The 23,732-nt window shown below is 60.7% G+C and carries 21 protein-coding genes; 6 read left to right on the forward strand and 15 right to left on the reverse strand.

Annotation, left to right across the window (positions count from 1 at the left end; genetic code table 11):
* Positions 1-79: 79 nt before the first annotated feature.
* The 6 genes from HF916_RS12440 to HF916_RS12465 form a co-directional block, all read right to left on the reverse strand.
* Entirely contained in the window at positions 80-1,420 is a 1,341-nt protein-coding gene (locus tag HF916_RS12440; RefSeq protein WP_168789260.1) for a nucleobase:cation symporter-2 family protein, read from the reverse strand.
* Between the two features lie 89 nt (positions 1,421-1,509).
* A complete protein-coding gene (locus tag HF916_RS12445) occupies positions 1,510-2,610 on the reverse strand; it encodes a CobW family GTP-binding protein (RefSeq protein ID WP_168789261.1) in 1,101 nt (366 codons plus the stop codon).
* Between the two features lie 40 nt (positions 2,611-2,650).
* Complete coding sequence (locus HF916_RS12450; RefSeq protein WP_168789262.1) at positions 2,651-3,241, reverse strand: UbiX family flavin prenyltransferase; 591 nt, start codon at positions 3,239-3,241, stop codon at positions 2,651-2,653.
* Positions 3,238-4,632 (reverse strand): UbiD family decarboxylase, encoded by a 1,395-nt coding sequence (locus tag HF916_RS12455; RefSeq protein WP_168789263.1) that lies wholly within the window; start codon positions 4,630-4,632, stop codon positions 3,238-3,240. Before HF916_RS12455 ends, HF916_RS12450 begins: the two co-directional genes overlap by 4 nt.
* Positions 4,633-4,707: 75 nt before the next feature.
* Positions 4,708-5,634 (reverse strand): amidohydrolase family protein, encoded by a 927-nt coding sequence (locus HF916_RS12460; RefSeq protein ID WP_168789264.1) that lies wholly within the window; start codon positions 5,632-5,634, stop codon positions 4,708-4,710.
* A complete protein-coding gene (locus HF916_RS12465) occupies positions 5,634-6,590 on the reverse strand; it encodes an amidohydrolase family protein (RefSeq protein WP_168791976.1) in 957 nt (318 codons plus the stop codon). The genes HF916_RS12460 and HF916_RS12465 overlap by 1 nt, the downstream gene beginning before the upstream one ends.
* A gap of 240 nt (positions 6,591-6,830) precedes the next feature.
* On the opposite strand from HF916_RS12465, the gene HF916_RS12470 reads away from it, so the two are divergent.
* Positions 6,831-7,718, forward strand: a complete 888-nt coding sequence (locus HF916_RS12470; RefSeq protein WP_168789265.1) for a LysR substrate-binding domain-containing protein — start codon at positions 6,831-6,833, stop codon at positions 7,716-7,718.
* Here the strand turns inward: HF916_RS12470 and HF916_RS12475 are convergent.
* A complete protein-coding gene (locus tag HF916_RS12475; RefSeq protein ID WP_168789266.1) occupies positions 7,715-8,611 on the reverse strand; it encodes a LysR substrate-binding domain-containing protein in 897 nt (298 codons plus the stop codon). The genes HF916_RS12470 and HF916_RS12475 overlap by 4 nt on opposite strands.
* A 147-nt stretch (positions 8,612-8,758) precedes the next feature.
* Here HF916_RS12475 and HF916_RS12480 point away from each other — a divergent pair, with 147 nt between their 5' ends.
* Positions 8,759-9,286: a (2Fe-2S)-binding protein gene (locus tag HF916_RS12480; protein WP_168789267.1), complete on the forward strand. Its 528-nt coding sequence runs from the start codon at positions 8,759-8,761 to the stop codon at positions 9,284-9,286.
* Complete coding sequence (locus HF916_RS12485; RefSeq protein WP_168789268.1) at positions 9,287-11,545, forward strand: xanthine dehydrogenase family protein molybdopterin-binding subunit; 2,259 nt, start codon at positions 9,287-9,289, stop codon at positions 11,543-11,545.
* Positions 11,546-11,924: 379 nt separating this feature from the next.
* On the opposite strand, the gene HF916_RS49910 is transcribed toward HF916_RS12485, so the two are convergent.
* From HF916_RS49910 to HF916_RS12520, 8 genes are all read right to left on the reverse strand, one after another.
* A complete protein-coding gene (locus HF916_RS49910) occupies positions 11,925-12,455 on the reverse strand; it encodes a hypothetical protein (protein ID WP_206001873.1) in 531 nt (176 codons plus the stop codon).
* 14 nt (positions 12,456-12,469) lie between these two features.
* The gene (locus HF916_RS12490) at positions 12,470-14,962 is read right to left on the reverse strand and encodes a CoA transferase (protein ID WP_168789269.1); all 2,493 of its coding nucleotides are present in this window, start codon (positions 14,960-14,962) and stop codon (positions 12,470-12,472) included.
* Between the two features lie 161 nt (positions 14,963-15,123).
* Positions 15,124-15,954 (reverse strand): class II aldolase/adducin family protein, encoded by an 831-nt coding sequence (locus HF916_RS12495; RefSeq protein WP_168791977.1) that lies wholly within the window; start codon positions 15,952-15,954, stop codon positions 15,124-15,126.
* 602 nt (positions 15,955-16,556) lie between these two features.
* Positions 16,557-17,525 (reverse strand): formimidoylglutamase, encoded by a 969-nt coding sequence (gene hutG, locus HF916_RS12500; RefSeq protein WP_168789270.1) that lies wholly within the window; start codon positions 17,523-17,525, stop codon positions 16,557-16,559.
* Positions 17,522-18,298, reverse strand: coding sequence for an amino acid ABC transporter ATP-binding protein (locus tag HF916_RS12505; protein WP_168789271.1), 777 nt, complete (start codon positions 18,296-18,298; stop codon positions 17,522-17,524). Before HF916_RS12505 ends, hutG begins: the two co-directional genes overlap by 4 nt.
* Positions 18,295-18,963: an amino acid ABC transporter permease gene (locus tag HF916_RS12510; protein ID WP_168789272.1), complete on the reverse strand. Its 669-nt coding sequence runs from the start codon at positions 18,961-18,963 to the stop codon at positions 18,295-18,297. Before HF916_RS12510 ends, HF916_RS12505 begins: the two co-directional genes overlap by 4 nt.
* A gap of 17 nt (positions 18,964-18,980) precedes the next feature.
* Complete coding sequence (locus HF916_RS12515; protein ID WP_168789273.1) at positions 18,981-19,736, reverse strand: transporter substrate-binding domain-containing protein; 756 nt, start codon at positions 19,734-19,736, stop codon at positions 18,981-18,983.
* 84 nt (positions 19,737-19,820) lie between these two features.
* Complete coding sequence (locus HF916_RS12520) at positions 19,821-20,570, reverse strand: IclR family transcriptional regulator (protein ID WP_168789274.1); 750 nt, start codon at positions 20,568-20,570, stop codon at positions 19,821-19,823.
* 836 nt (positions 20,571-21,406) lie between these two features.
* Between HF916_RS12520 and HF916_RS50880 the strand changes: the two genes are divergently transcribed.
* From HF916_RS50880 to ald, 3 genes are all read left to right on the forward strand, one after another.
* Positions 21,407-21,862 (forward strand): hypothetical protein, encoded by a 456-nt coding sequence (locus HF916_RS50880; protein WP_240975635.1) that lies wholly within the window; start codon positions 21,407-21,409, stop codon positions 21,860-21,862.
* Between the two features lie 206 nt (positions 21,863-22,068).
* The gene (locus tag HF916_RS12525; protein WP_168789275.1) at positions 22,069-22,218 is read left to right on the forward strand and encodes a hypothetical protein; all 150 of its coding nucleotides are present in this window, start codon (positions 22,069-22,071) and stop codon (positions 22,216-22,218) included.
* 257 nt (positions 22,219-22,475) lie between these two features.
* Positions 22,476-23,594, forward strand: coding sequence for an alanine dehydrogenase (ald, locus tag HF916_RS12530; protein ID WP_168789276.1), 1,119 nt, complete (start codon positions 22,476-22,478; stop codon positions 23,592-23,594).
* Positions 23,595-23,732 lie beyond the last annotated feature (138 nt).

Below are 23,732 nucleotides of genomic sequence, written 5' to 3' on the forward strand. Positions count from 1 at the left end.
GCTCACGATTCGATGTCCTTTCAGTTACTGCGAAGCGGCCGTCTTTGCAAGGACGGCCGTGCTCGTCATGCAGCGTCCGTTATTCGCGGACCATGTTGTGCGCCGGCACCACGTCTTCTTCATGCGCGCCGTTGAGCACCGCGTTCAGCACCACGGAAACGAGGCACGCCAGCACCACGCCGCTATGCAGGAACGGTTGTGTCCAGTCGGGCATGTGCTTGAAGACTTGTGGCGCCATCACCGGAATCAACGCGGTGGCGATCGTAAAGCCGACGATCAGCACGTTGTAGCGATTGCGCTCGAAGTCCACCTTCGCCAACGTCTGCACACCCGCCGCGACCACTACGCCGAACATGGCGATACCTGCGCCGCCGAGCGCCGCGGAGGGCGTCGAGGCTACGACCGCACCAATCTTCGGCACTAGCGCCACTACGCACATCAGCACGCCGCTGATCGCCACCACCCAGCGGCTGCGCACGCCGGTCAGAATGACGAGCCCGACGTTCTCCATGAACGCGATGAACGGAAACGCCGCGAACATGCCGGCAATCGCGCTCGCCAGACCGTTGGCGCGCATGCCGCGCACCACGTCCTCCTCACTCACGTCCTTATCGACGATGTCGCCGATCGCGACGAACAGGCCCATGGATTCGACCATCTGCACCACCATCACGACGATCATCGTCAGCACCGGCACCAGCGAAAACACGGGCGTGCCAAAGTGAAACGGCATCGGCATGGTGAACCACGGCGCCTGCGCCACGCTCGTGAAGTTCCCCATGCCGAGCGAGCACGCCAGAACGCCACCGGCAATCAAACCGATCAGCACTGACAGATTGCGCAGGAACGCATTGGCAAAGCGGTTGATCGCGAGAATCACCAGTGCGACGAACAGCGTGACGCTCAGGAAGGGCAGCGCGCCGAACTGCTGTTGCGCGGCCTCGCCGCCACCGGCCCATTGATATGCGACGGGAAACAACTGCAAGCCGATCACCGTCACGATGCAGCCGGTCACCACGGGTGGGAAGAATCTTCGTAAGCGCCCGACCAGCGGCGCGGCGAACATCGTGAACAGACCCGCGCCAATCACCGCGCCACACACGCCGGCAAAGCCGACGCCCGGACTCGTGCCGATTGCGATCACCGGCCCGACGCTGCTGAATGCGACGCCTTGCAGAATCGGCAGACGCACACCGAACTTCCAGACGCCGACGGTTTGCAGAATCGTCGAGATGCCCGAGCAAAACAGCGCCGTGCTGATGAGCACGGTGGTGTCGGCCGGCGACATCTTCAGTGCCGACGCGACGATCAGCGGCACCGCAATGGCGCCGATGTAAGCCACTAGCATGTGCTGCAAACCGAGCGTGATCATCTGGCGCTTCGGCAGAATGCGATCGACGGGGTGTATGGCGGTGTTCATGACGTGTCTCCAGATTATGTTTATCGATCGGAGCGCGCCGCGCGGACCTAGCCGCGCGGCACTACATCGCGCGCCGACCGGATCTCCCGTCAGGCCGCAACCGGCACGGCAAGACAGGCATGGAAGCGGTCGGTCAGTGCGGCGCGATCGAGATCGCGTCCGATGAAAACGATGCGGCACGAACGCGGCTCACTGCCCCACACTTGCGCCGCGCGCAGTTCGATGACGTTGTGCACGCCTTGCAGCACATAGCGATGCGACTGGCCTTGCACGGCGAGAATGCCTTTCATACGGAACAGGTTCGCGGCATCCGAGTCGCGTAACTCGGCGAGCCACGCTTGCAGTGCATCGAGGTCGATATCCGCATCGACTTCGATCCCAACCGAGGAAACGCTTTCGTCGTGCTGGTGGTCGGCGTGATCGTCGTCGTGATGAGCGTGCTCGTGCTCGTGCTCATGCTCATGCTCATGGTCTTCATGGCCATGCGCGTGTTCTCCTTCATGCAAGCCATCGGTCTCGACGAGAATCTGCGAGAACTCGTTCGCGCCTACGCCGAGAATCTTCCCGAGGTCGATCTGCGCATAGCTCGACTCGACGATTTCCGCCGTGGCATTGAGTCCGCGAATGCGCTGCGTGAGCGAAGCGATATCGTCCGGTCCCACCAGATCAACCTTGTTGATGACGATACGGTCCGCGCACACGATCTGATCGACGGCCTGATTGTCGCTGCCGTCGAGTACCAGATCGTCCAGATGCGCAGCGATATGCTTCGCGTCCACCATCGTGACGACGGCGTCGAGGGTGACTTGTTTGGCGATGGGATCATCGAGAAAGAACGTCTGCGCAACCGGATACGGATCGGCGAGCCCGCTGGTTTCGACGATGATGTGATCGAGCCGGTCCGGCCGTTCTACCAGCATACGCACGATCCTCACCAGATCCTCGCGCACCGCGCCGACGCAGCACACGCAGCCGTTCGTCATTTCGTAAATCTCTTCGGTCGATTCGAGCACGAGGCCACCGTCGATGCCGATTTCGCCGAACTCGTTTTCGATCACCGCGATCTTGCGGCCGTGCTTCTCGCGCAGGATGTAGTTGAGCAGTGTCGTTTTGCCGGCGCCGAGAAAGCCGGTCAGCACCGTGACGGGGATTTTCTCGATTTCGTTGTGGGTGGTGTGAATGTGATTCATGGCTCGTCTCCGTTTCTTCGTTCGTACTGCGGTTCGGCTATCAGGCGATATACGGTGCTTGTGTTTCAACTTCTCGCCAGCGTTTGACGGTGCCCGCTTCGAGGCCGAACAGATCGAGCACGCGGCCAAGCGTGTGATCGATCATCTGGTCGAGGGAAGCGGGGCGCGCGTAAAACGCCGGCACGGGTGGCGCGACGATCGCGCCCATTTCGGTTACGGCAATCATGTTGCGCAGATGCGCCAGCGTGTACGGCGTTTCACGCGCCAGCAGTACTAGCGGGCGGCGCTCTTTCAACGTGACGTCGGCGGCGCGTGAAATCAGGCTCGACGACATGCCGCTGGCAATTTCGGCAAGTGTCTTCATCGAACACGGCGCGACGATCATGCCCAGCGAGCGGAACGAGCCGCTGGAAATGGCCGCGGCCATGTCGTCGCAACGATAGGTGGCGCTGGCCAGCGCGCTGACGTCGGCGAACTTGTAGTCGGTTTCGTGCGTCATCGTGAGCAGCGCGCTGCGCGAGACGGTCAAATGCGTTTCGATATCGAGTTGACGCAGCAATTGCAGCAGGCGTACACCGTACGCAAAGCCGGATGCGCCGCTGATGCCGACCACGAGTCGCCGCGCGCTCATCGCTGTGCTCCGGCGGCGCGGGCCAGAATGTCGATGGCCTGTTGCGAGGCGCGTTCGCTGATGCGAGCGCGGATGCCGTCGAAATGCGAGCCGCGTGTCGCGTCGATACCCATACGCGACGTGGTGCCCGCCGCGGACGACGAAGGATCGAGCGGACTGCCCGGCAGGCCATCGACGATAAACACGTCCTGGTGCGGCTGAAAATGCGTGGCGATGGCCCACAGCACTTGCGAGTCGTTGGCGATGTCGATGTCGCTATCCACTGCCACGACGTTCTTCAGGTACGGATCCCAGCCGAGCAGCGCGAGCATGATCTGGCGCGCTTCGCCGTCGCGAGTCTGATTCAGCGCAACGTAGCAGTGAAAATGCGTGCCGGAGTTGGGGTAATGCAACGCGGTGACCGACGGAAAGCGCGCCTTCAACTTCTCGCTCATCTCCGCTTCGCGCGGCAAACGCGCAAGCGTCAGATGCTCTGCGTACGGGCCGCCGACCACGTCGACGAGCCAGGCATCGTCACGACGCATCATCGTGTCGACGCGCAATACGTTGTTGGTCGAGCGGTCCGATGAATAGCCGGTGAATTCGCCGAACGGGCCTTCTTCGGCGTGGGCTGAAGGATCGATCGTGCCTTCCAGCACGAACTCGGCGGAAGCGGGCACGCCGATGCCGTAGCGCGGCGTGCGCACCAGTTCCAGCGGCGCACCGAACAGACCGCCTGCGATTGCGCGTTCGTCGGTGCCGAACGGCACGCGCGCGGCGGCCGCCAACATGAACAGCGGATGCGCGCCGATCACCATCGCGACTTTCAACGTGTCGCCGCGTGCCTGGGCGGTTTGCAGCATGCGCCAGAGATGGCCGCGCGAATGCAGGCTGGTGGCCAAAGCGTTTTTCGCGTGCCGCATCGAGCGGTGATAGCTGAGGTTCGCCACGCCGGTGACCGGATCTTCGGCGACGATTACGGCATTCGTAATGTACGGGCCGCGGTCGGTATCGAAGTGGCGGATCATCGGCAGTTGCGCGAGATCGACGGCGTCGCCTTCGATCACCTGATCCAGCACGGGACCGTTCGCCACATATGCCGGCGCAATTGGCGCATTCGCACGCTGTTGATATGCGTCGAACAAACCAGACGCATCGACATCGAACAGGCGCCCAATGCGTGTACGTGACGCAAAGAAATTGGTGACGAGAGGCGTTGCGATACCGTCGACTTTTTCGCAAATCAACATGGGATGCTGCCCGCGCGCCGCGAGTTCGGCGACCACCGCCGTGACATCCTGATCGGCGGATACCGGCTGCGAGAGCGTCAAAACATCATCGGGATAGTGCTCGCGATACGCATGCCCAAAGCGATGAAAATCCTGCGTGGCGCGGAAGAGGTTATCCGCCATAGTGAACTCCGTGTGAGACAACAGAGGCAGGCACGGCGCTGACCGCGCCTGCTTTGAACCATCAGTCAGTCAGCGTTAAGCCGGCTGCGTGACGTCATTCACATAAGTCGCCTTCAACCGCTTCTCCGCTTCAGCGAGGTCCTTCGGCGGCTTGGTCGGTTCGATTCCGACCAGACGGGCGATGTTATTGCCCATATAGTCTTCGAGACCGTCCTCATCCAGATTCATGCCTTGCGGCGTGGGACCGCACAGCATTTCCAGTTCGCGCAGCCACATGCCCGGCTCGTTCGGCGGCGAATCCGTGCCGAAAACGATCTTGTTGCGCGGCAGTTCGCGAGCGAATTCGACGATGCGCGACTGATAGCACCAACCCGATTCGCAATACACGTTCGGCGTATCCATCGCCATCCAGAAGGCTTCGAACGAGTAGTTGCCGCCCGTCTGAATCCCGAAGTGACCGATGATGAAATTCACCATCGGGAATTCGCGGATGATCGGATAAAACTGCGTCGGAATCGTGTACGGCCCATCGCCGGTGTGAATCAGCACGACCACGCCCAATTCCGCGCACTTCTTCATCGCAGGACGCAACCAGTCGAGCGCGCGATCCGGCCGATAGCCGTGCATGTTCGCGTGCAGCTTGAGCATCTTGAAGCCGTATTCCTTGACGTGGAATTCGAGCTCGGCTGCGCCATTCTCCGGACCCCAACGCGGGTTGTACGTGAAGTTGCCGATAAAGCGATCCGGGTACTTCTGCGTCAATTCGGCGATATACGACATGTAATCTCGAATGCCTTCACGGCCGCGTCGATTGCCGTCGCGATAGCCCGTGTTGCCCGGCGGCGGCTGAATGAAGCCCATGTCGATACGGCGCGGCTTGCCGTTGATGATGTACGGACCGTCCATCATCTTCAGCAGACGTTCGCCGGTGAATGGCTCGCCGGTATGGCGCCAGGCTTCGTCGACGAGATTCGTGGGGTGCAGATGGGTATCGATGATCATCAGCGGGCTCCTGCGTAGTCGGCCTGGCCCGCGTGTTTCTTCGCGGCGCCGGCATGGTGTTTCAGATAGGCTTGCGCTTCTTCGACGCTTCTCGGCCGCGCGCTCGGCTCAATGCCGATCATGCGGGCCAGGTTGTTGCCGAGATAATCCTCGAGCGTGTCTTCGTCGAGATTCAGGCCTTGCGGCGGTTCGTGACACAGCACTTCGAGCAAACGCAACCACATGCCCGGCTCGTTCGGTGGCGTGTCGGAGCCGTAAAGGATCTTGTGCGTGGGCAGTACCTTCGCGAATTCGACGATGCGCGATTGCAGGCACCAGCTCGATTCGCAATACACGTTCGGTGTATCGAGCGCCATTTGATACGGTTCGAAGCAATACACGCCACCCGTCTGCACGCCGAAGTGCGCCATGATGAAATTCACCGACGGGAATTCGCGGATCAGCGGATACCACTCGCTCGGAATGCTGTATGGGCCGTCGCCGGTATGCAGCTTCACGAGCAGGCCGAGGTCCGCGCATTTGCGCAACGCGGGGCGCAGCCAGTCGAGCGCGCGGTCGGGACGGTACGCATGCATGTTGGCCTGCAACTGCACCATCTTGAAGCCGTGTTCCTTCGCGTAGAACTCGATCGCTTCAGCGCCGTTCTCCGGACCGCAACGCGGGTTATAGACAAAACAGCCCAGCAGACGGTCCGGATACTTCTGAACGCATTCCACGGTGTACGCCATGTAGTCGTCGATCGACTCGCGGCCCGAGCGTTCGCCGTCCGTCCACGTATAGATGGTGTTGCCTTGAGGCGGTTGAATAAACGCCTTGTCGATACGGCGAGGCTTGCCGTTGATGATGTAGGGGCCGTCCATCACCTCGATCAGACGCTCGCCGGAAAATGGCTCGCCGTCATGGCGCCACGCGAGGTCGACCAGGTTGGTCGGATAACAGCTAGTGTCGATGATCATGTACTCGATCTCCTTGAGAGGAACTGGTGTATCCAGTTGCCGGATCGCGGGCAGGCGCATCGATGGACTCAGCCCGTTGGGCTTGCCCATGCGGCCCTTTGCAAGGCGCCGTGTTCGTGCGCCTTCCCCTCGCCGGCATCGAGTGTCACACTGATGTGCACTGCTGCTTGCGATGCAGTCTCACAAGATAAAAACGCTCTGTACAATATTTTTTAACCACGATCTTGATACGTTTGCGATATGGACATCCGGCTGTTGCGTTACTTCGCGGTACTTGCCGACGAACTGCATTTCGGCCGGGCAGCCGCGCGGCTGCACATTTCCCAGCCGCCGCTGAGTCAGCAGATTCGCATCCTCGAAGAGGAGATGGGCACCGCGTTGTTCTCGCGCTCGCAACATCGTGTCGAACTCACCGAGGCAGGGAAAACACTTAAAGAGCAGGTGCCGTTGATCTTCGCGCAGTTCGAACGCGCGATCGATCTGACGCGCTGCGCGGGGCGTGGCGAAGTGGGGAGCCTCGAGATCGGCATCATCAGTTCGGCGATGGTCGAGCCGATTCCGCGCGCGCTACGGGTATTCGCGGAGAAGCATCCGCAAGTGCGGTGGACGCTGCATGAGATGACGCCGGCCGCGCAGATTCTCGCGTTGAAAGAGCGCCGGCTCGATGTGTGTTTCTTCCGCGTCTCGCATGAAGACCCGGAGATTCGCAGCGAAGTGGTGATGCGCGAGTCGGCGGTGGTCGCGTTGCCGTTGGGGCATGCGCTGGCGTCGCGTGGGGAGATTGCGCTTCGGGAGTTGGAGGCCGAGCGTTTCGTGTCGTTCGGTTTGCGGCAGTCGCAACTGGCGCGCTTTCTACAGGACTGTTGCGTCGAAGCAGGGTTTACACCGCGCATCGAACAGGAAGTGGTCGAGGTGCATACGCTGTTGTGTCTCGTGCGCGAAGGGTTGGGCGTGGCGCTGCTGCCTTCTTCCGCGCGGCAGTTGTCGACAGGCGGCGTCGCATTTGTGCCGGTGGCCGCGCCGCGACCCGAAGTGTCGCTGCACGCGCGCTATCGGGCCGAGACGCCTTCGCCGGTGTTGTCGCGGTTTCTCGATACCGTGCGGGAAGTGGCGGCTAGTACGACCTAACGCGCGCTGTTAGTTTGTGCGACCAGGTTGCGGATCACGTCGATTAGCGGCGCCACACGCTCGGCTTTCTCACGCGGCCACACGGCGTAGAGGTTGTAGTGCGTTGGAATTTCCACTTGCGTGAGTTCGACCAGACTGCCGTTGCGTTGGGCGTCGGCGGCGAGCAGGCCGCGCGCCAAACCTGCGCCGACGCCTGCGCTGGCGGCGGCGATCAAGCCTGCGGCGTTATCGAAAACCGCTACGGCGTCGGGCTCGACCTCGGGCAGGCCCGCTGCGGCGAGCCAGGGAATCCACGAACGCTTCGTATAGCCGAGCAACGGCAAATCCAGTAGCTGCTCAGGCGTGAGCGGCACGTTGAGCCCGCGTGCCTGTAATAGCGACGGCGAGCCCACCGCCGTCAGACGGTCGCCGCAAATCAATGCGTTTTCGAACCCGTCCCATTCTCCATACCCATACCGCAGCGCCATATCCACGCGCTCGAACGCGCTGCGGTCATGACGCGGCGTGGACAGGACAGTGAGCGACGTGCCCGTCAACGCGCCGAGTAACGCCGGCAAACGCGCCACCAGCCAGCTCTGCGCGAGTTCGGGATCGACGTCGAGTGTGATGGACTGCTTGACCTTGCGTTCCTTCACCGACGACAACGCACGATCGATCTGTTCGAAGCCATCCGCCAACTGATTCGCGAACAGCACGCCCGCATCGGTCAGCACCACGCGGCCGCTTTCACGCACGAAAAGCGGCTGGCCGACGAACTCCTCGAGCGTGCGGATCTGCTGGCTGATTGCGCTATGCGTGAGCGACAACTGCCGCGCCGCGCTCGAAAAGCTGCCGACGCGCGCGGCCTGCAGGAAGGCCTGCATCGACTGAATGGACGGATAGCGCTTCAACATGGTGTTAGCCGGACTGACAGACGGTGGAAGAAATGGTCGCTGGCGTTGCGCTTAACGGCTTTCAATAATGGCCGCAAGCACGCGGCCCTTGTCATGCATCCACTCATGCATGCGCCGCGCTGCACAACGACATTCAGGAGACAGCGCATGATCGAGATCGTGGTCAACGATACGCGGCACTCGCTCGACAATGTACCGGAAGACATGCCCCTGTTGTGGGTGTTGCGCGACCGGCTCCAATTGACCGGGACGAAATTCGGCTGCGGCGGCGGTTTTTGCGGCGCGTGTACGGTGCATCTGGAGGGCGAGGCGGTGCGCTCCTGTTTGCTACCCGCTGTTGCCGTGGCCGGCAAACGCATTACGACGATAGAAGGGTTATCGAAGGACGGCCGGCATCCGCTGCAACTCGCGTGGGTCGCCGAGGATGTGCCGCAATGCGGCTACTGCCAGTCCGGACAGTTGATGCAGGCGGCCGCGTTTCTCAAGGACAAGCCGACCGTCAACGACGAAACCATCACGACGGCGATGTCGGGCAACATCTGTCGATGCGGCACATACTCGCGGATTCGCAAGGCGATCAAGCGGGCGGCGTCGGGCGATCCGGCGTTGGCGGCTGTAGATACACCTGAGTGTGCGGCGGCCTGCTCGTCCTATGTCACGAACGAGGAGGCCTGAATGTACAACGACAAAGAAGTGTTGACCAGCGCTCGCGGCACCGCGCGTCGTCGGTTTATCAAACAGAGTTCGGCGTTGTTGGCTTCGGGTCTCGCGATCGGCTTCCAGTTGCCCGAAGCCTTCGCCAAGGGCGACAACAAAAGCGGCGACCCCAAACCGCAGGCCGGTGAATTCGAACCGAATGCGTGGGTGCGCGTGCTGCCGGACGATACGATCAAGCTGGTTGTTCATAAACACGATTCCGGTACGGGGACGCGTACCGCGCTGGCTGCGATGGTCGCGGAAGAACTGGACGTCGATCTGTTTCGCGTCGATGTGATCACGCCGGAGAATCCGTTTTACGGCGACTACATTCATCCGTTGTGGAAGGTGTTTTCGACGGGTGGGAGTACGAGCGTGTCGTTGGAATACGAGCGCTTGCGGCGTGCGGGTGCGACGGCGCGCGCGATGTTGATTGCTGCGGCCGCGAAACAATGGAATGTGGCACCGTCGACGTGTTCGACGGAAAACGGCTTCGTGGTCAATAAGGCCAGCGGCAAGCGCGCGAACTATGGGTCGCTTGCGCAGGTCGCGGCGCAAATGCCCGCGCCGAAAGACGTCGTGTTGAAAGATCCGTCGCAGTTCAAATACATCGGCAAATTGCGGAAGAAACGCGGCGCTGCGGAGAAGGCGAGGGGCGCGTTTCCGTACAGCATCGACGTGTCGTTGCCGGGCATGCTGGTCGCGGTCGTCACGCGTGCGCCGGTGATCGATGCGCGCGCGCGCAGCGTGGATGCCAAAGCGGCGTTGGCCGTGCCGGGCGTGCGGCAGGTGTTGCAGATTCCTGGGCGGCCCGACATTCTCGGCGGCAATCAGGCGGGCGTTGCGGTGTTGGCCGATGATTATTGGTCCGCGCATAAGGGGCAGGCGGCGTTGCATGTGGAGTGGGAAGATAGTCCGCTTGAGACTTTCGATAGCAGCACGCTTGCTGCGCGTCAGGCGGCGTGGCTCGATGATCCTGCGGCGCGGGTGGTGCCGACTATTCAGAGTGGGGATCTGAAGACTGCGTTTCCGCACGGGGCGCGGGTGATTGAGGCTTCTTATTCGATGCCTTATAAGGCGCCGTGTCCGCTTGAGCCGATTAATGTGACTGCGTGGGCTAAGAAGGACGGTTCGATTGAGTATTGGGGTGGGCTGCAAGTGCCGTCGACGGTGCAGGAGGCGGCTGAGGTGATCGGCGGCATTCCTGCGAATCGTGTGGTGTTGCATGAGCTTGTTTCAGGTGGGAGCTTTGGGTCGCGTGAGTCGAAGTACTGGCTTTTTGAAGTGACGTGGCTTGCGTTGAAAGTTGGGAAGCCGGTCAAGTTGATGAATAGCCGTGAAGATGAAATGCGGGCGCTTTATTACCACTCTGCGAGTTATCACCGGGCGAAGGCTGTGCTCGATGCGCGTGGGAATTTGGCGACGTTGCAGTTGCGTGCGGTGATGCCTGCTTCGCCGGAACAATGGGAACCTGGGTACTTTGATCGGCCGGATCGGATGGATTACAGCACCACTGAGGCGATCAGTAAGTATGAGTTCGCTTATGGGGCGCCGCATGTGGATATTGGTTGGGTGCGGCATGAAACGGGTGTGCCGACTGGATGGTACCGGGCGGTGAGTTATATCCCGAATGTGTTTGCGGTTGAGTCGTTTGTGGATGAGGCTGCGCATGCGGGGCATCGGGATGCGGTTGAGTTTCGGCTCGCGCATATGAAGGATCCGAGGCATCAGGCTGTTTTGCGGGAGGCGGCGAAGCGGGCTGGGTGGGGGAAGGCGTTGCCCGCTGGGACTGCTTTGGGCGTGGCGACTAATCAGGCGTATAGCAGTTATGTGGCGGTGGTGGCGCGGGTGGCTCGGAAGGGTGATGGGGTTGTGATTGAGAAGCTGACTTGTGTCGCGGATTGTGGGTTGGCGGTTTCGCCTGGTGGGGTTGAGGAGCAGCTTTATGGTGGGTTGATGTGGGGGCTTGGGCATGCGACCGCGGATCGGGTTGATATTCGGCATGGGCAGATCCAGCAGAAGAACTTTGATACTTACCGGGTTATGCGGATGAGTGATTTGCCGGAGGTTGATATTTTGATTGTGCAGGGGGATACCTCCAAACCCGGCGGCGTGGGGGAGTTGTCTAGTCCTTCGGTGGCGCCTGCGGTGGGGAATGCGGTTTTTAGGCTTACTGGGAAGCGGGTGAGGGAGACGCCTTTTGAGCTAGTGACGATGGGCGGGAAAGGGAAGGCTTGAGACAGCGGCTGGCCGGTCAAATTGTGGTATCCCAAGGGACGATAGCTTGCGTATCGCGACCGATACCTTGGTTTCCGCAAGTCGGCCATTGCCGACATTGGGAGAGGCCGGGTTCCATGTCAGCAATGTGGCGGACAGCTGACGATGACGGCATCGAACACTCGACGTCGGTTTCCTGCATCAGCGAAATCACACTCACGCCCCATTGACGACGGTCGTCTCACCACAGTGACGGGCAACTATCGAGCCGCCATAGGACACTCGAAGCCGCAGACAATTTTTGATTTCGGCATTCAATGTTAGGTGGATTGAGCCTCGGTCCTCACTGTGCACGGGTAGCGCGCTTTAGCGATAGTCGATGGGTTTTGGCATCATAGCGTCACGTTCGGCGTTCAGAAGATCCATAAGACGCATTGATAGTGCTATCACGCGCCCTCCAGCCCAGTTGAATAAGCATTGTCTCGATGGGCAAACGAGGCGGAACGGGCCACAGCACGATGGGCAAATCGGGCCGTTGAGCCGCTCCCGGCCTGGCCGGACCACGGCACGGCGAAAGCGGCGCACCACCGTTCAGGGCGCTTGCAGCCGCTGGTGGCCTCACTTCGCGAAGGACTTCGACAGCGCGATGCGTTGCACCCCGTTGAGATACCGGTGTAAATGCTCGTTCGCGAAAAAATAAGATGCAGCGCTCATACGTATCGGGTACGCCACCACGCAGTTCTTCGGCGTGCGTGCCGTCGCGCATGTGTTCGCCGATAGCCGCGTCGGCGAACATCCTCGCACCTTCCTTGGCGAATGGCGGGGCAAACTGGTACGTGATGATCCAAGTGCCTAGAAAGAGGGCTTTCGGCAAGGCATGACTGAAATCGGGTGTGTTCCAGATCCGCGCCGAAAACTCCTCGAACCGCAAAAGAACCACGAGAGTCAGAGGGGAAGATAGTGATGCAGTACAGACCACCCGTCTCTGGTGATGCCTCGTTCCTTCAACTCAGCGATTTCCTCGGGGCCAAATCCGAAATCCCGAAGAACCTCTGTTGTGTCGGAACCGGGAAGCGGCGCCGACCGAAGTTGCGCGATGGGAGTGCGAGCCGTCCGATACCACGTGGGCAAAAGCGTTGAGACGGCGTAACCACTGGGATGGTCAAAGTGCTGCATCACGATGGAGCGCTTGTCCGCTGCATTGGGACTTTTTTGAATTCCTTCCAGCTCATACTCCGCGCGAAGCTCGTCCAGCCGTCGAACCGCGACCGCCGCAGTAAGTGGGACGCACGCAACTGCCTCCGAGACCTCCCGCTTGCCGAGTTGGCGAATTCTGGCTGCGATTCCGTCGTAACTCGTGGCGTCGGCCTTCAGCGCGTCGGCAATCGCTTCAATAGACGACTTTCGGCCCCCAAGGTAAACCCAGCCGTCTGCCGCACGATAAACGGCCTGAACCGGGCCATAGCCGGTAGCGCTCGATACTTCTGGCTCGTTCAGTCGACTTACGCTGTCGACGACATACGGGAACTGCACGAGCTGGCCGCCCATGCTCAGGGACGTTTGCACATTTGCGCTTCCGCGGCCCAGTTCTCTTGCTATCAGCGACTGAGCAATACCCAGGGCCGACAGGAAACCGGTTATGTAGTCGATACACGATGCCAACCCGTGCAGGACCGGTTGCCCGGCGGTGCCGTAGCGGGAAGCAATGCCGACGCCGAACTGCACGACGGGGTCGTAGCCAGGGTCGTTCTTGCGGGGACCGCCCAAGGGGCCGCGCCATGCGGTTATCTGGGACGCAATCGCAGCAGGGTTGGCGTCAGAGATCTGAGGGAGCGAAATCCCCAGTTTCTGGCTCGACTCGTCGAGAAAATTCTGGATGACGACGTCGGATTGCTTAACGATCCGGCGCAGCGACTCGCGGCCTTCTTCGGCCTTCAGGTCGATGATGATGGCCCGCTTACCCTGGTTGACTTCCATGCCGAACCACATGGTGTGGCGAGGACCTGCAATCGGTGCCGGCGGATCAACGCGAATGACGTCAGCTCCGAATTCAGCCAGGACCCGCGCGGCCGCAGGGCCGGCAATCGTATTGGAGATATCCACCACGCGGATACCCTCCAGCACGGTCTGACGCCCGGCGTTGACTGCTTTGGTTTCGATACGTTTGCCGGACCACCGCGCCGCTAGCGGGTCGGCAATATGGCAGTACGGGCGCAATTCCGGTGAAACACTTTTACCATTCGCGCCAAGCAAGGTTACGAAACGACCGGCTTGACGAGTCTCGCCAAGGATCGGATCAACCAGTGACGTAACGTTGCCACCTTCCAGTGCAGATGGAAGCTGGAGCCATTCTTTGGTCGTGCGAACGATAGAGACAGGTACGCCGGCGTGGGCAAGGTGCATTTCCCATTCGGCGGCCGGTCGGGTGGAGATGCATTCTGCGATGGCTGTCCGCAACTTCTTCCGCCAACTGACGCTCAGCGTCGCCAGATTGACGTTGTTATCAGCTCCGCTCTCGTCGAACGGACTGCCAAGTACGAGTCCGTCGCCAATCATGCGATCGAGCAACCCGAGTGCCTGCAGGAGCGCACGGGACTGCTGGACATGTTCCACCGCATTGATGAAGATCTGCCTGCCATCCGAGCAGCGATACGTCGCAAACATCGGCCATGCGAAGTCGGACAGGTAGCCGTCCAACGCGGCGCGATGTTCGGCCGTGAGGTGCGTCGAAAGGTCCCGCAGAATCGGGAAAGCAACATCCCGCATCGCCTTTTCAACCGGCGGGAGGTCGAACCGCACGGGTTGGTTTTCAATATTAATCGCCAGCAGCGCCATCGCAGACATCGCCGCATCTGCCAGCGGGACTTCAATGTACTGTCCCATACCGCTGCGCAGTCGATGGAGATAGCCCATGCTTGCGGCAATCGCCCCGTGCACGCCGCCGTATGCCGAAGCCAGCGGAATGGACGTAAAGCGCGGGGCACCGCCACGCAACGGTCCGGCAAGATGGATGTCGGTGTACACGCCGCAGACCGCGTTGATCACGCCTTCCCAGCCGGGGATTTCGCTCTCCACGCTCTGTGATGCGAACGCAGGCAGCGAGATGTAGACGGTTGCAGGATTGAGTGCCTCGATTGCAGGATAGTCAATACCGAAACTTGCGCTTCGGCCTGGGCCGAGATTTTCGATAATGATGTCCGCGTCCTGGGCGAGCGCGACGGCGGCCCGGCGACCCGGTTCGGATTTGAGGTCGAGAGTTATGCCGGTTTTGCCGCGACCCAGCAGCGCATCTTCCGCGGAAGTTTGTCGATTCGGCGGCTCAATCTCGATGACTTCCGCGCCCTGGTCGGCAAGAAGCATTGCGGCAACCCGGCCGGCCCAGGCGCTGCCGAGATGGAGTACCCGGACATCTTTCATCGGGTAGGTGAGTTTGGTCATTCGCTGTCTCCTCGAGTCGTCCACTTTTAGAAGCGCACCGGCAAAGTCAGGTTTCGCGGCGAGATTAGTCAGGCTTTATCCGGTAGTTCCTGCTCGCCACGGAATTCGTCGCGCTCGATGACAATTTCAGCGACAGCTTGCAGATGGACGTGGCCACGGACTCAGTCCAGCAGATCCGGTTGTTCCTTGGCGATGCGGGAATAGAGGAGCTGGAACTGGAACCAGCCCGCCTGCGCGGAGCCGACGATCGAATGCGACTGGCGCGCGGCGGCATCGGAAATCGTCTTCAGCGGTGCGCCGGTGTGTGCCGCTGCAGCTTGCGCCATCAGTTGCACCTGGCATGAACGCTCCATGGTGATGAACCACCATGCGGCCTCGTCCACGGTCTTGCCAACAGTCAGCAAACCATGATTCTGCAGAATGGCCGCCTTGTTCGAACCCAGTGCATCGGCTATGCGCTGGCCTTCGTCCAACTCCACTGCCACGCCGCCGAATTCATCATAGAGGGCATGGTCGTTGTAGAAGGCGCAGACATCCTGCGTGATCGGGTCCAGCGGGCGGCCGAGCGTCGACCACGTTCTGCCGTAGGTACTGTGCGTATGCGCGGCTGCCATCGCGTCGGGACGGGCCTGGTGCACGCGCGAATGGATCGCAAAGGCCGCGGCGTTGACTGGGAGGTCTCCCTCCACGACTTTGCCATGATGGTCGCAGCGGATCAGGTTGGACACCTTCATCTGACTGAAATGCACGCCGAACGGATTGACCCAGAAGGTGTCGCCAAACTCTGGATCGCGCATCGTGATGTGGCCCGCCGCACCTTCGTCGAAGCCGAACTTGGAGAACAGCCGGAACGCAGCCGCGAGGCGCTGCTTGCCGTGCAAACGCGCCTGCGCCGGGGAATCGAACTCAGGTGGGCGAGAGACATGCTGGTATCGTGCCTTGAGTTCATCGGAGAGGCCCGTAGCCATATCAAAGCCGGGCGCAGCTTGCATTTGGGGGGACGTCATGTCGATTTTCGCCTGAGTGGATTTGCGAGTGAATGGATGGATACGTGCAGTCACTGCGCTGCACTCTCACAATGACACCCGTTTCCATTCGGCTTGACCACATCCTAAGACCTCGCATAATCATTAATCTGCAAGATTTCTTCCATTTTCAGGTTTTCCGATGCAGTTTCTGATTCGCCCGGTTTTGCTATCGATAGTCTCCTGGTTAAGTACAAGCGGTCGCTGGTGGAGCACCTTCGAGTGAGCGGGTCTGGCCGATTGCACCCGCTGAGATCCTGCGTCACCAAGCTGCCCCTAGCGCCGGAAAATTTTTTTGACTGGCAGCATACGGCTAACGTGGTTGGACGCGAACAATCGGCCAACTGCAGACGTTGGCACACCGGTTTACACGGACCTTCGAACGACCGCAGCATCCAGATACCGGACCTTCTCTAGCGGATCATGCCAGTCGGTGGGGTGCAGCCGAATCGGAAATTCGCAGCCGGTAGCACCTCTCATCCCTGGCAATCATGACGCATGATCGTCGCATTTTGTGGGATGGGCGGTGCCGGGCGTCCACGCATGACAGAGCCGCGCGATAGCGCGATTCAAAGCAGCCGGTACGCCAGTCGCATGGCCGCCCTCGCAGTGCGCTTGTCCTGATCGAGCGTCGGGTTGTACTCCGCGATATCCGCCACGCGCAGCTTACCCGAAGTCCGCACGTGCAGGACCATCGCTTCGACCACCGATAGCGGTACGCCTAGCGCAGCGGGCGCCGACACACCCGGCGCCGTGCCAGCCGGCAACACGTCGAGGTCGATCGTCAGATAGACGTCGTCCGCTGCGTCCAGGAACTGCTGAAGCTCATGCAGACGCTGCGACAGTTGCGTTTCCTGCATATCGACGTCAAGCACGTAGCGCACGCCGAGCCGCTCCGCGTGCGCGAACAGCGAAGAGGTATTGCCCAGATCGCTGATGCCGAAGCACACGTAGTCGAACGGCACACCTCGTTCTGCGCAGTCGAGCGCGATCTGATCGAACGGCGTCCCGGAATTGGCGGGCCGCTTCTGGCGTAGATCGAAGTGAGCGTCGAAGTTGATGATCAGTAGTTTACGCAATGTGAGTGGCACGGCTGCGTTGTCGGCTTCACGCTGCTGGTGCAGCCGCAGGCCGTTATACGTCCCCCACGCGACTTCGTGACCGCCACCAAACACCAGCGGCCGTCCACCGCTCGCCAGGACATCGCTAACCACCTGGGCCAGCTCCGCCTGCGCACCTTCGAGGTCGCCGTCATCGCACACGACGTCGCCTGCATCAGCAAGCGCGGCCATCGACGCTTTGGCCGGCAAGCCCGCCAGCACACGGCGCAATTCCATGGGTGCATGCGCTGCGCCGATCCGCCCCTGGTTGCGGCGTACGCCTTCATCGGAGCCGAAGCCGACGATTACCGGCACATCGCGCCGCACCTGCACGGCGTTACTAAACGGTATCACCTGATTGAAAACGCGCCGCGTGTCGCCGGGCTCGCCGTCGTCGGACCGGCCTACCCACGCCCTGTCATTGAACGGAACTCTCATGCGCGTGACAACACCGCTTGCAGGAAGGCCCGGGTGCGCGGCTGCGAAGGCGCAGAGAATATCTCCGCCGGCGGCCCCGCTTCGACGATCACACCGCCGTCCATAACGACCACCACGTCGGCCACTTCTTTCGCGAAGCCCATTTCGTGCGTGACGACCACCATCGTCATACCTTCACTCGCGAGCAGTTTCATCACTTGCAACACTTCGCCGACCAGTTCGGGATCGAGCGCGGACGTCGGCTCGTCGAACAGCATCACGCGCGGCTGCATCGCTAAAGCGCGAGCAATCGCAACCCGTTGCTTCTGACCGCCCGAGAGACTCGCCGGCATCACATGCGCCTTGTGCGCGAGTCCGACTTTTTCCAGCAGCGCGATCGCAGCCGCTTCGGCCTGCGCCTTACCGAGACCGCGCAACATGCGCGGACCGACAGTGATATTGTGCAGCACTGACAAATGCGGAAACAGATTGAACGACTGAAACACCATGCCGACTTCGGCGCGCAGCGCATTCAGCGAACGCTCCTTGAGCATCTCGCCCTGCTCGACGAGTCGATGCCCGCAGATGTCGATCGTGCCGCCTTCCGCTTGTTCGAGTCCGTTGCAGCAGCGCAGAAAGGTACTCTTGCCCGAGCCGCTCGGCCCGATCACGACCACGACCTGTTGTGGCTGGATATCGAAATCGATGCCGTTGAGGACGGTATGCGAGCCGAACGATTTGGTCAGCCCCCGAATGCTGACGATAGGCTCATTGACTTTGGCCACGGTATTCATTGCACCATCCCTCCCGCACGCAAACGACGCTCGACGCGATGCAGTGCGTAATTGGTCGCCTGCGTCAACACCAGATACACCAACGCGATGGCCAGATACACTTCGAGCGAACGATACGACACGCTGATGATCTTCTGACCTTCGTGCATCAGATCGTCGATCGTCAGCAGCGACACCAGCGCCGAGTTCTTGATCAACGCGATGAATTCGTTGCCGAGCGGCGGGATCATCCGCACGATGGCCTGCGGCAGAATGATCGCGCGCATCGCCTGCCCCGACGACATGCCGATCGAACGCGCTGCCTCCATCTGTCCGCGATCGACGGACTGAACCGCGCCGCGCACGATCTCCGAGACGTAAGCCGCCGAATACAGGCCGAGCCCCAGCATGCCGCACACAAACGCCGGCAGCAGAATGCCGAATTGCGGCAGGCCAAAGAACAGCAGGAAGAGTTGCACAAGCAACGGCGTGCCGCGGAAGAACGTCAAATATGCGGTACAGAGGCCGTACACGATGCGCCGCTTCGGCGTCAGCCGGCCGATGCCGATCAACAGGCCAAGCACGCAACTGAGCGCGAGCGACGCGGCGGTCACTTCAACCGTCACCAATGCGCCGTGCATGATGTCTGGCCAACCGGCAATCACCGGCGAGAAATCAAGTTCCATTTCGTTTGCCCGGCCGTTTATTGCGCACTCGCGCCGAACCATTTCTTGACGATCGCCGCATACGTGCCGTCAGCCTTGATCTTGGCGAGCGCGGTGTTGAAGGCCGCTTTCAGTTGCGGCTCGTCCTTGCGCACGGCGATGCCGTAGGCTTCGGTCGTCAGCGTTTTGTCGAGCACGCGGAAGCCGCTGCGCGTTTTCGCGAGTTGATACGCGGCCGGCTTGCCCGTCACGGCAGCGTCGGCACGACCGATCCCCACCAGGTCGAACATTTCCTGGTTCTTCTCGACCTCGACGCGAGTGATCTGCGGGAAGTTGTCGCGCAGGAAGTTCACCGACTTCGTGCCCACCTGGACTGAAACTTTCTTGCCGTTCAGATCGGCTACCGTCTTGATCGGCGAATCGCTTTTCACCAGCACGGCCAGACCGCCCGCATAGTACGAATCGGTGAAGTCGACCACTTTCGCGCGCTCGTCGGTAATGTAAATTCCTGAGATGGCAGCGTCGAAACGATGCGCGATCAAGCCTGGAATCAGCCCCTTGAAGTCGATGTCGGTCCATTGCACGCGTTTGCCCATCGCCTTCGCGAGCGCATTCATCAGGTCGACGTCGAAGCCGGTGCGTGCGCCGTTTTCGGTGTACTCCATCGGCGGGAAGGTGGCGTCGGTGGCCACGTTCAGCACGTCCGGCGTTTGTGCCGACGCCGCGCCGGAGAAGCCGGCAAACGTCACGGCGAACGTGACGCATGCGAGGGACAACAGTCGTTGCAGTTTCATGGGGGTAGGCTCCTGGTGGTTCTATCGATTCGTGCGGTTCGTTCGGAATCCGTATTGAGGATGAAATTGAAAAGCTTCGTCCAGTCAATCGGTTTGCATATGCTCGGAAATGGCGCGGGCCGTACGTAGCGTCCCGTCGATGAATTGGCTTTCGCGGCCGATAGCACGCGTGGACGGCGCCATCAACGTGATCGAGGCGCCGCTGCCGGCGCTGCGTCCACTGCGATGAAAGATCGGGGCGCTGACGCCCCACACACCCGGGTCGACTTCGCTGTCGCTGACGGCGTAGCCCTGGGCGCGAATCTGTTGAAGTTCTGCTTCGATCTTGGCACGGCCGACGGGGTCGTTGTCGAACACGCTGTCGAGCACTTCGGCACGCGCCTTGTCGGCCATGAACGCCAATAGCGATTTCGCCGAAGCGCCCGCTTTGAGCGGCACGGCGCGGCCTTTCTCGAACGAGCAACGCAACGAATGCTGACTGTCGACCATCTCGAGGCACATCACCTGATGCTTGACTGCGACCACCAGTCCAATGCTTTCCTGCGACGCGCGCGCGAGTTGCTGCATTTCGCTGCGACTGGCTTCTATGAGCAGCGAATTAACGTCGAAGCCAAGCGCGAGTTGCAGGCTGATCGGACCAGGCGCGTAATACCCCCCGTTTTCGGCAACGAAACCCCAGCGCTTGAGCAGCGTGATCTGCCGATACAGCGTGCTTTGCGCAAGGCCGGTCACGGCTAGCAGATCTTTGACCGACAACGCCTTGCCCTGACTGGCGAGTGCGGCCAGCACCAGCAGTACCCGTTCGGCCCCTGTCACACCTTGTTCGACGTTCACGATCGCGCCACCCACAATCCAACAAGAGTTCAGAATGCCAGAGCATTCTCGAAATTGGAAAGCCTAATTCCTGGGTGACGGGAATCATGGGGCAGGGATTTCCCGGAGCAGTGCATCGGCGGGGCGGGATAGTCCCGTCACTCGACTGCCCTTAACGTTGAAAAGGGAAACGATTTCCAGAATGGACCGGGTTCATTGGCCCCAACCCATTCCAGCTGAAGCAACCATCCGGCGCGCTCGAATGTCCGGTTGTCGCGAACGGCCGAAGTGACCGAGGACGTAGCGACGAAAAAGGCGTCTGGAGCGGCAACTGCATCACTGTAATCTGCCCTTCAGCAACTGATGGGTCGAAAGACAGCAGTGGGTCGGGAGGGTGAGTTCGCAAATGCAGGAAGCGGCCGTCGAATTGCTCCCTGCCGCCATCGTCAGCAGTCCGGCACATTGCTGACGTAGAACCCAATCCGCCTCAATGACAGCAATGGCCTAATTCCAGTCATCGCGACCTATGCCGCTGTCCCTTGGACCAAATTAAACATTTAGCCTGCACAGTTGATAGCAACCCGTTTGCCCTGATTTATCATCTCCAAGTCGCTGGGAGACACCCGGCGACCAGGTTTAGCAGCCTGATCGTTACGTCCGCGCTCCTACCCAGGTGGGAGCGCGTCTACCGCTGCACGTCTATATTCCAATGGGCGGGTCGTGGTGGGGGAGCCGCGAGGCTCGCCGGTTTGACGTAACGCCGGTCTGCTAACCCCGTCACGTGCCCGCTCACCCCTTTGCAAGCGAGTGTCGGGCGATCCAGGGAATCACCAGGGAGATCGCACCATGACCAAGTCATCAAAAAAAACCAGCCAACCTCACGTCCACCTGTCGACGCACTCCAGTACGAAAAACTCGCCCTCTCAGCATTCGATTTATGCGACCGGCAGGTGGGTCAACTGGACACATTGATCACACTTGCATCCTCGATATGTAGGAATCCTGCTATCACGAGTGACGAAAGACGGCGTCATCGAACGCTCCTTGAATTGCTGGTGGACACAGCAGAGCAATATCAGCAGGAGCTCGAATGCGACCGTGAACTGTTCCAGGTGATCGCACTCAATGCGAGGGGCGTCCCGCATAGTCGCATCACGGCACGTCACGCGGCAAACCTGTTGGCCGAGGCATCGCAGAGAGCGAAAGCATCCGAAGCTGCCGCAAGCGAGTCACAGCACAAAAGCCCATCATCGAAAGGTCCCGCAACGTTAAGCGCCGGCGCGGCGCAGCAACCGGCCGCCGCGCCTCACTGAGGGATCGAGAAAAGGCGGCAGGCTGAGAAGGGCTATACCCCATCCTGATCAAAATCGCCAAGGGACTAACGCTGCCTACGCGCCGCTCACAGGCGTCACTGTGAGCGACAAGCTCTGGCAGACCCCGGAACACGGCGCGGAGGAGATCGGACCAATCGCCCATGCCTTGAACCTATTCGTCAAGCCCATTGTGCAAAGCAGCAGGTGTGGCGAATCTGGACCTGATCGATTCACTGGACCTCATCAAAATCGCGCGGGAAGTGGGCCATTATTTGAACCGCTCATTACGCGAGGCGCTGGCGGAAGTCCCGATCGCGGGCGATGCGCACGGCGAGAGGAATGCTGGCGGCCATTAGCCTATCGCCAATCGGAATGACCTCCTCTTCTTCAATCCAGCGCTCAAGGTCAGCCCACCCATTGCTGCGCCGCTCCTTGACAACAACATCATTAGACGCGCCATCCTTCAAAGCGATATTCTGAACTCCACGCCTCCGCGTTATCCGATCCACGCGGAAGCGAACGTTACCGTCGACGCACCACCAGGCGCAATCGACGCGATCACCAGCGCACTTGCCACAAGCGAGCGCCTGAATCCACTCCGAGGAGACATAAAATGAAAATCGCCGTACCAAAGGAAATCAAAACGCAGGAGTACCGGGTTGGTCTGACGCCGGTGTCGGTCGCCGAGTTGGTTCGACATGGCCATAGCGTCACCGTCGAGAAAGGCGCGGGCGAAGGATCAGGCATCGCTGACAGCGACTACGTCAAGGCGGGTGCAAGCATCGAGGAATCGGTCGAGCGCCTGTGGAAGGAGGCGGAGTTGATCGTCAAGGTCAAGGAGCCGCAAGCGATAGAACGCGCACGTCTGTCCCGCGGCCAGATCCTGTTCACCTACCTGCACCTCGCGGCCGACGCCGATCAGACGGCCGATCTGATCAGGAGCGGCGCCACCTGCATCGCATACGAAACAGTGACCTCGCGTTCAGGCGGTTTGCCTTTGCTGACGCCCATGTCGGAGGTGGCGGGCCGGCTTGCGCCACAGGCGGGCGCCCGTTGCCTCGAAAAATCGATGGGTGGCCGCGGCGTGCTGCTAGGCGGTGTGCCCGGTGTGCCGCCGGGAGAGGTGCTGATTCTGGGTGGCGGCGTGTCCGGCACACACGCGGCGACGATCGCGCTGGGCATGGGCGCGAAGGTGACCGTGGTCGACCGGTCCGCCGACGTTCTGAAGCGTCTGACGGTGCAGTTCGGCAGCGCGATCCAGACCGTCTTCTCGGTGCAGGCTCAAGTCGAGGAGCTGCTTGAACGGGCCGATCTCGTGATCGGATGCGTGTTGCTGCCCGGCGCGGCGGCACCGAAGTTGATCAAGCGGGAAATGTTGGCGCGCATGAAGCCGGGTTCGGTGATTGTCGACGTCGCGATCGATCAAGGCGGCTGCTGCGAGACCTCGCGGCCGACAACGCACGACGCACCCACGTACGTCGTCGACGGCGTGGTGCACTATTGCGTTGCAAATATGCCCGGCGCGGTGGCGAGAACGTCGACATTCGCCTTGAACAACGCCACGCTGCCGTTCGTCGTCGATATCGCGAACAAAGGCTGGAAGCAGGCATTGCTTGACGATGAGTACCTGCGTCCCGGCCTGAATGTTCATGAAGGCCGGCTCACCTGCAAACCGGTCGGCGACGCGTTGGGGATAGATAGCTGGGAGGTCAGTGACGTGCTCGCAGCCTGAGTAGCGCCTGCTTGGTAATTCGAGGGCAATCTTTTTTCCGGGGCGGTTGCAACCGCGTGCGACCTCTCCGGATATTCAAGCAATGACCTAGTGAAACACTCGCAAGATTCAATTGAAAAGTCGCGACCGATTTCGCGG

Source organism: Paraburkholderia aromaticivorans, from assembly GCF_012689525.1.
Classification (GTDB): Bacteria; Pseudomonadota; Gammaproteobacteria; order Burkholderiales; family Burkholderiaceae; genus Paraburkholderia; species Paraburkholderia aromaticivorans_A.

Bases quoted from the DNA above. Each gene is read 5' to 3' on its own strand.
- HF916_RS12440 (WP_168789260.1), bottom strand. From the start codon at position 1,420: ATGAACACCGCCATACACCCCGTCGATCGCATTCTGCCGAAGCGCCAG.
- HF916_RS12445 (WP_168789261.1), bottom strand. From the start codon at position 2,610: ATGAATCACATTCACACCACCCACAACGAAATCGAGAAAATCCCCGTC.
- HF916_RS12450 (WP_168789262.1), bottom strand. From the start codon at position 3,241: ATGAGCGCGCGGCGACTCGTGGTCGGCATCAGCGGCGCATCCGGCTTT.
- HF916_RS12455 (WP_168789263.1), bottom strand. From the start codon at position 4,632: ATGGCGGATAACCTCTTCCGCGCCACGCAGGATTTTCATCGCTTTGGG.
- HF916_RS12460 (WP_168789264.1), bottom strand. From the start codon at position 5,634: ATGATCATCGATACCCATCTGCACCCCACGAATCTCGTCGACGAAGCC.
- HF916_RS12465 (WP_168791976.1), bottom strand. From the start codon at position 6,590: ATGATCATCGACACTAGCTGTTATCCGACCAACCTGGTCGACCTCGCG.
- HF916_RS12470 (WP_168789265.1), top strand. From the start codon at position 6,831: ATGGACATCCGGCTGTTGCGTTACTTCGCGGTACTTGCCGACGAACTG.
- HF916_RS12475 (WP_168789266.1), bottom strand. From the start codon at position 8,611: ATGTTGAAGCGCTATCCGTCCATTCAGTCGATGCAGGCCTTCCTGCAG.
- HF916_RS12480 (WP_168789267.1), top strand. From the start codon at position 8,759: ATGATCGAGATCGTGGTCAACGATACGCGGCACTCGCTCGACAATGTA.
- HF916_RS12485 (WP_168789268.1), top strand. From the start codon at position 9,287: ATGTACAACGACAAAGAAGTGTTGACCAGCGCTCGCGGCACCGCGCGT.
- HF916_RS12490 (WP_168789269.1), bottom strand. From the start codon at position 14,962: ATGACCAAACTCACCTACCCGATGAAAGATGTCCGGGTACTCCATCTC.
- HF916_RS12495 (WP_168791977.1), bottom strand. From the start codon at position 15,954: ATGCAAGCTGCGCCCGGCTTTGATATGGCTACGGGCCTCTCCGATGAA.
- hutG (WP_168789270.1), bottom strand. From the start codon at position 17,525: ATGAGAGTTCCGTTCAATGACAGGGCGTGGGTAGGCCGGTCCGACGAC.
- HF916_RS12505 (WP_168789271.1), bottom strand. From the start codon at position 18,298: ATGAATACCGTGGCCAAAGTCAATGAGCCTATCGTCAGCATTCGGGGG.
- HF916_RS12510 (WP_168789272.1), bottom strand. From the start codon at position 18,963: ATGGAACTTGATTTCTCGCCGGTGATTGCCGGTTGGCCAGACATCATG.
- HF916_RS12515 (WP_168789273.1), bottom strand. From the start codon at position 19,736: ATGAAACTGCAACGACTGTTGTCCCTCGCATGCGTCACGTTCGCCGTG.
- ald (WP_168789276.1), top strand. From the start codon at position 22,476: ATGAAAATCGCCGTACCAAAGGAAATCAAAACGCAGGAGTACCGGGTT.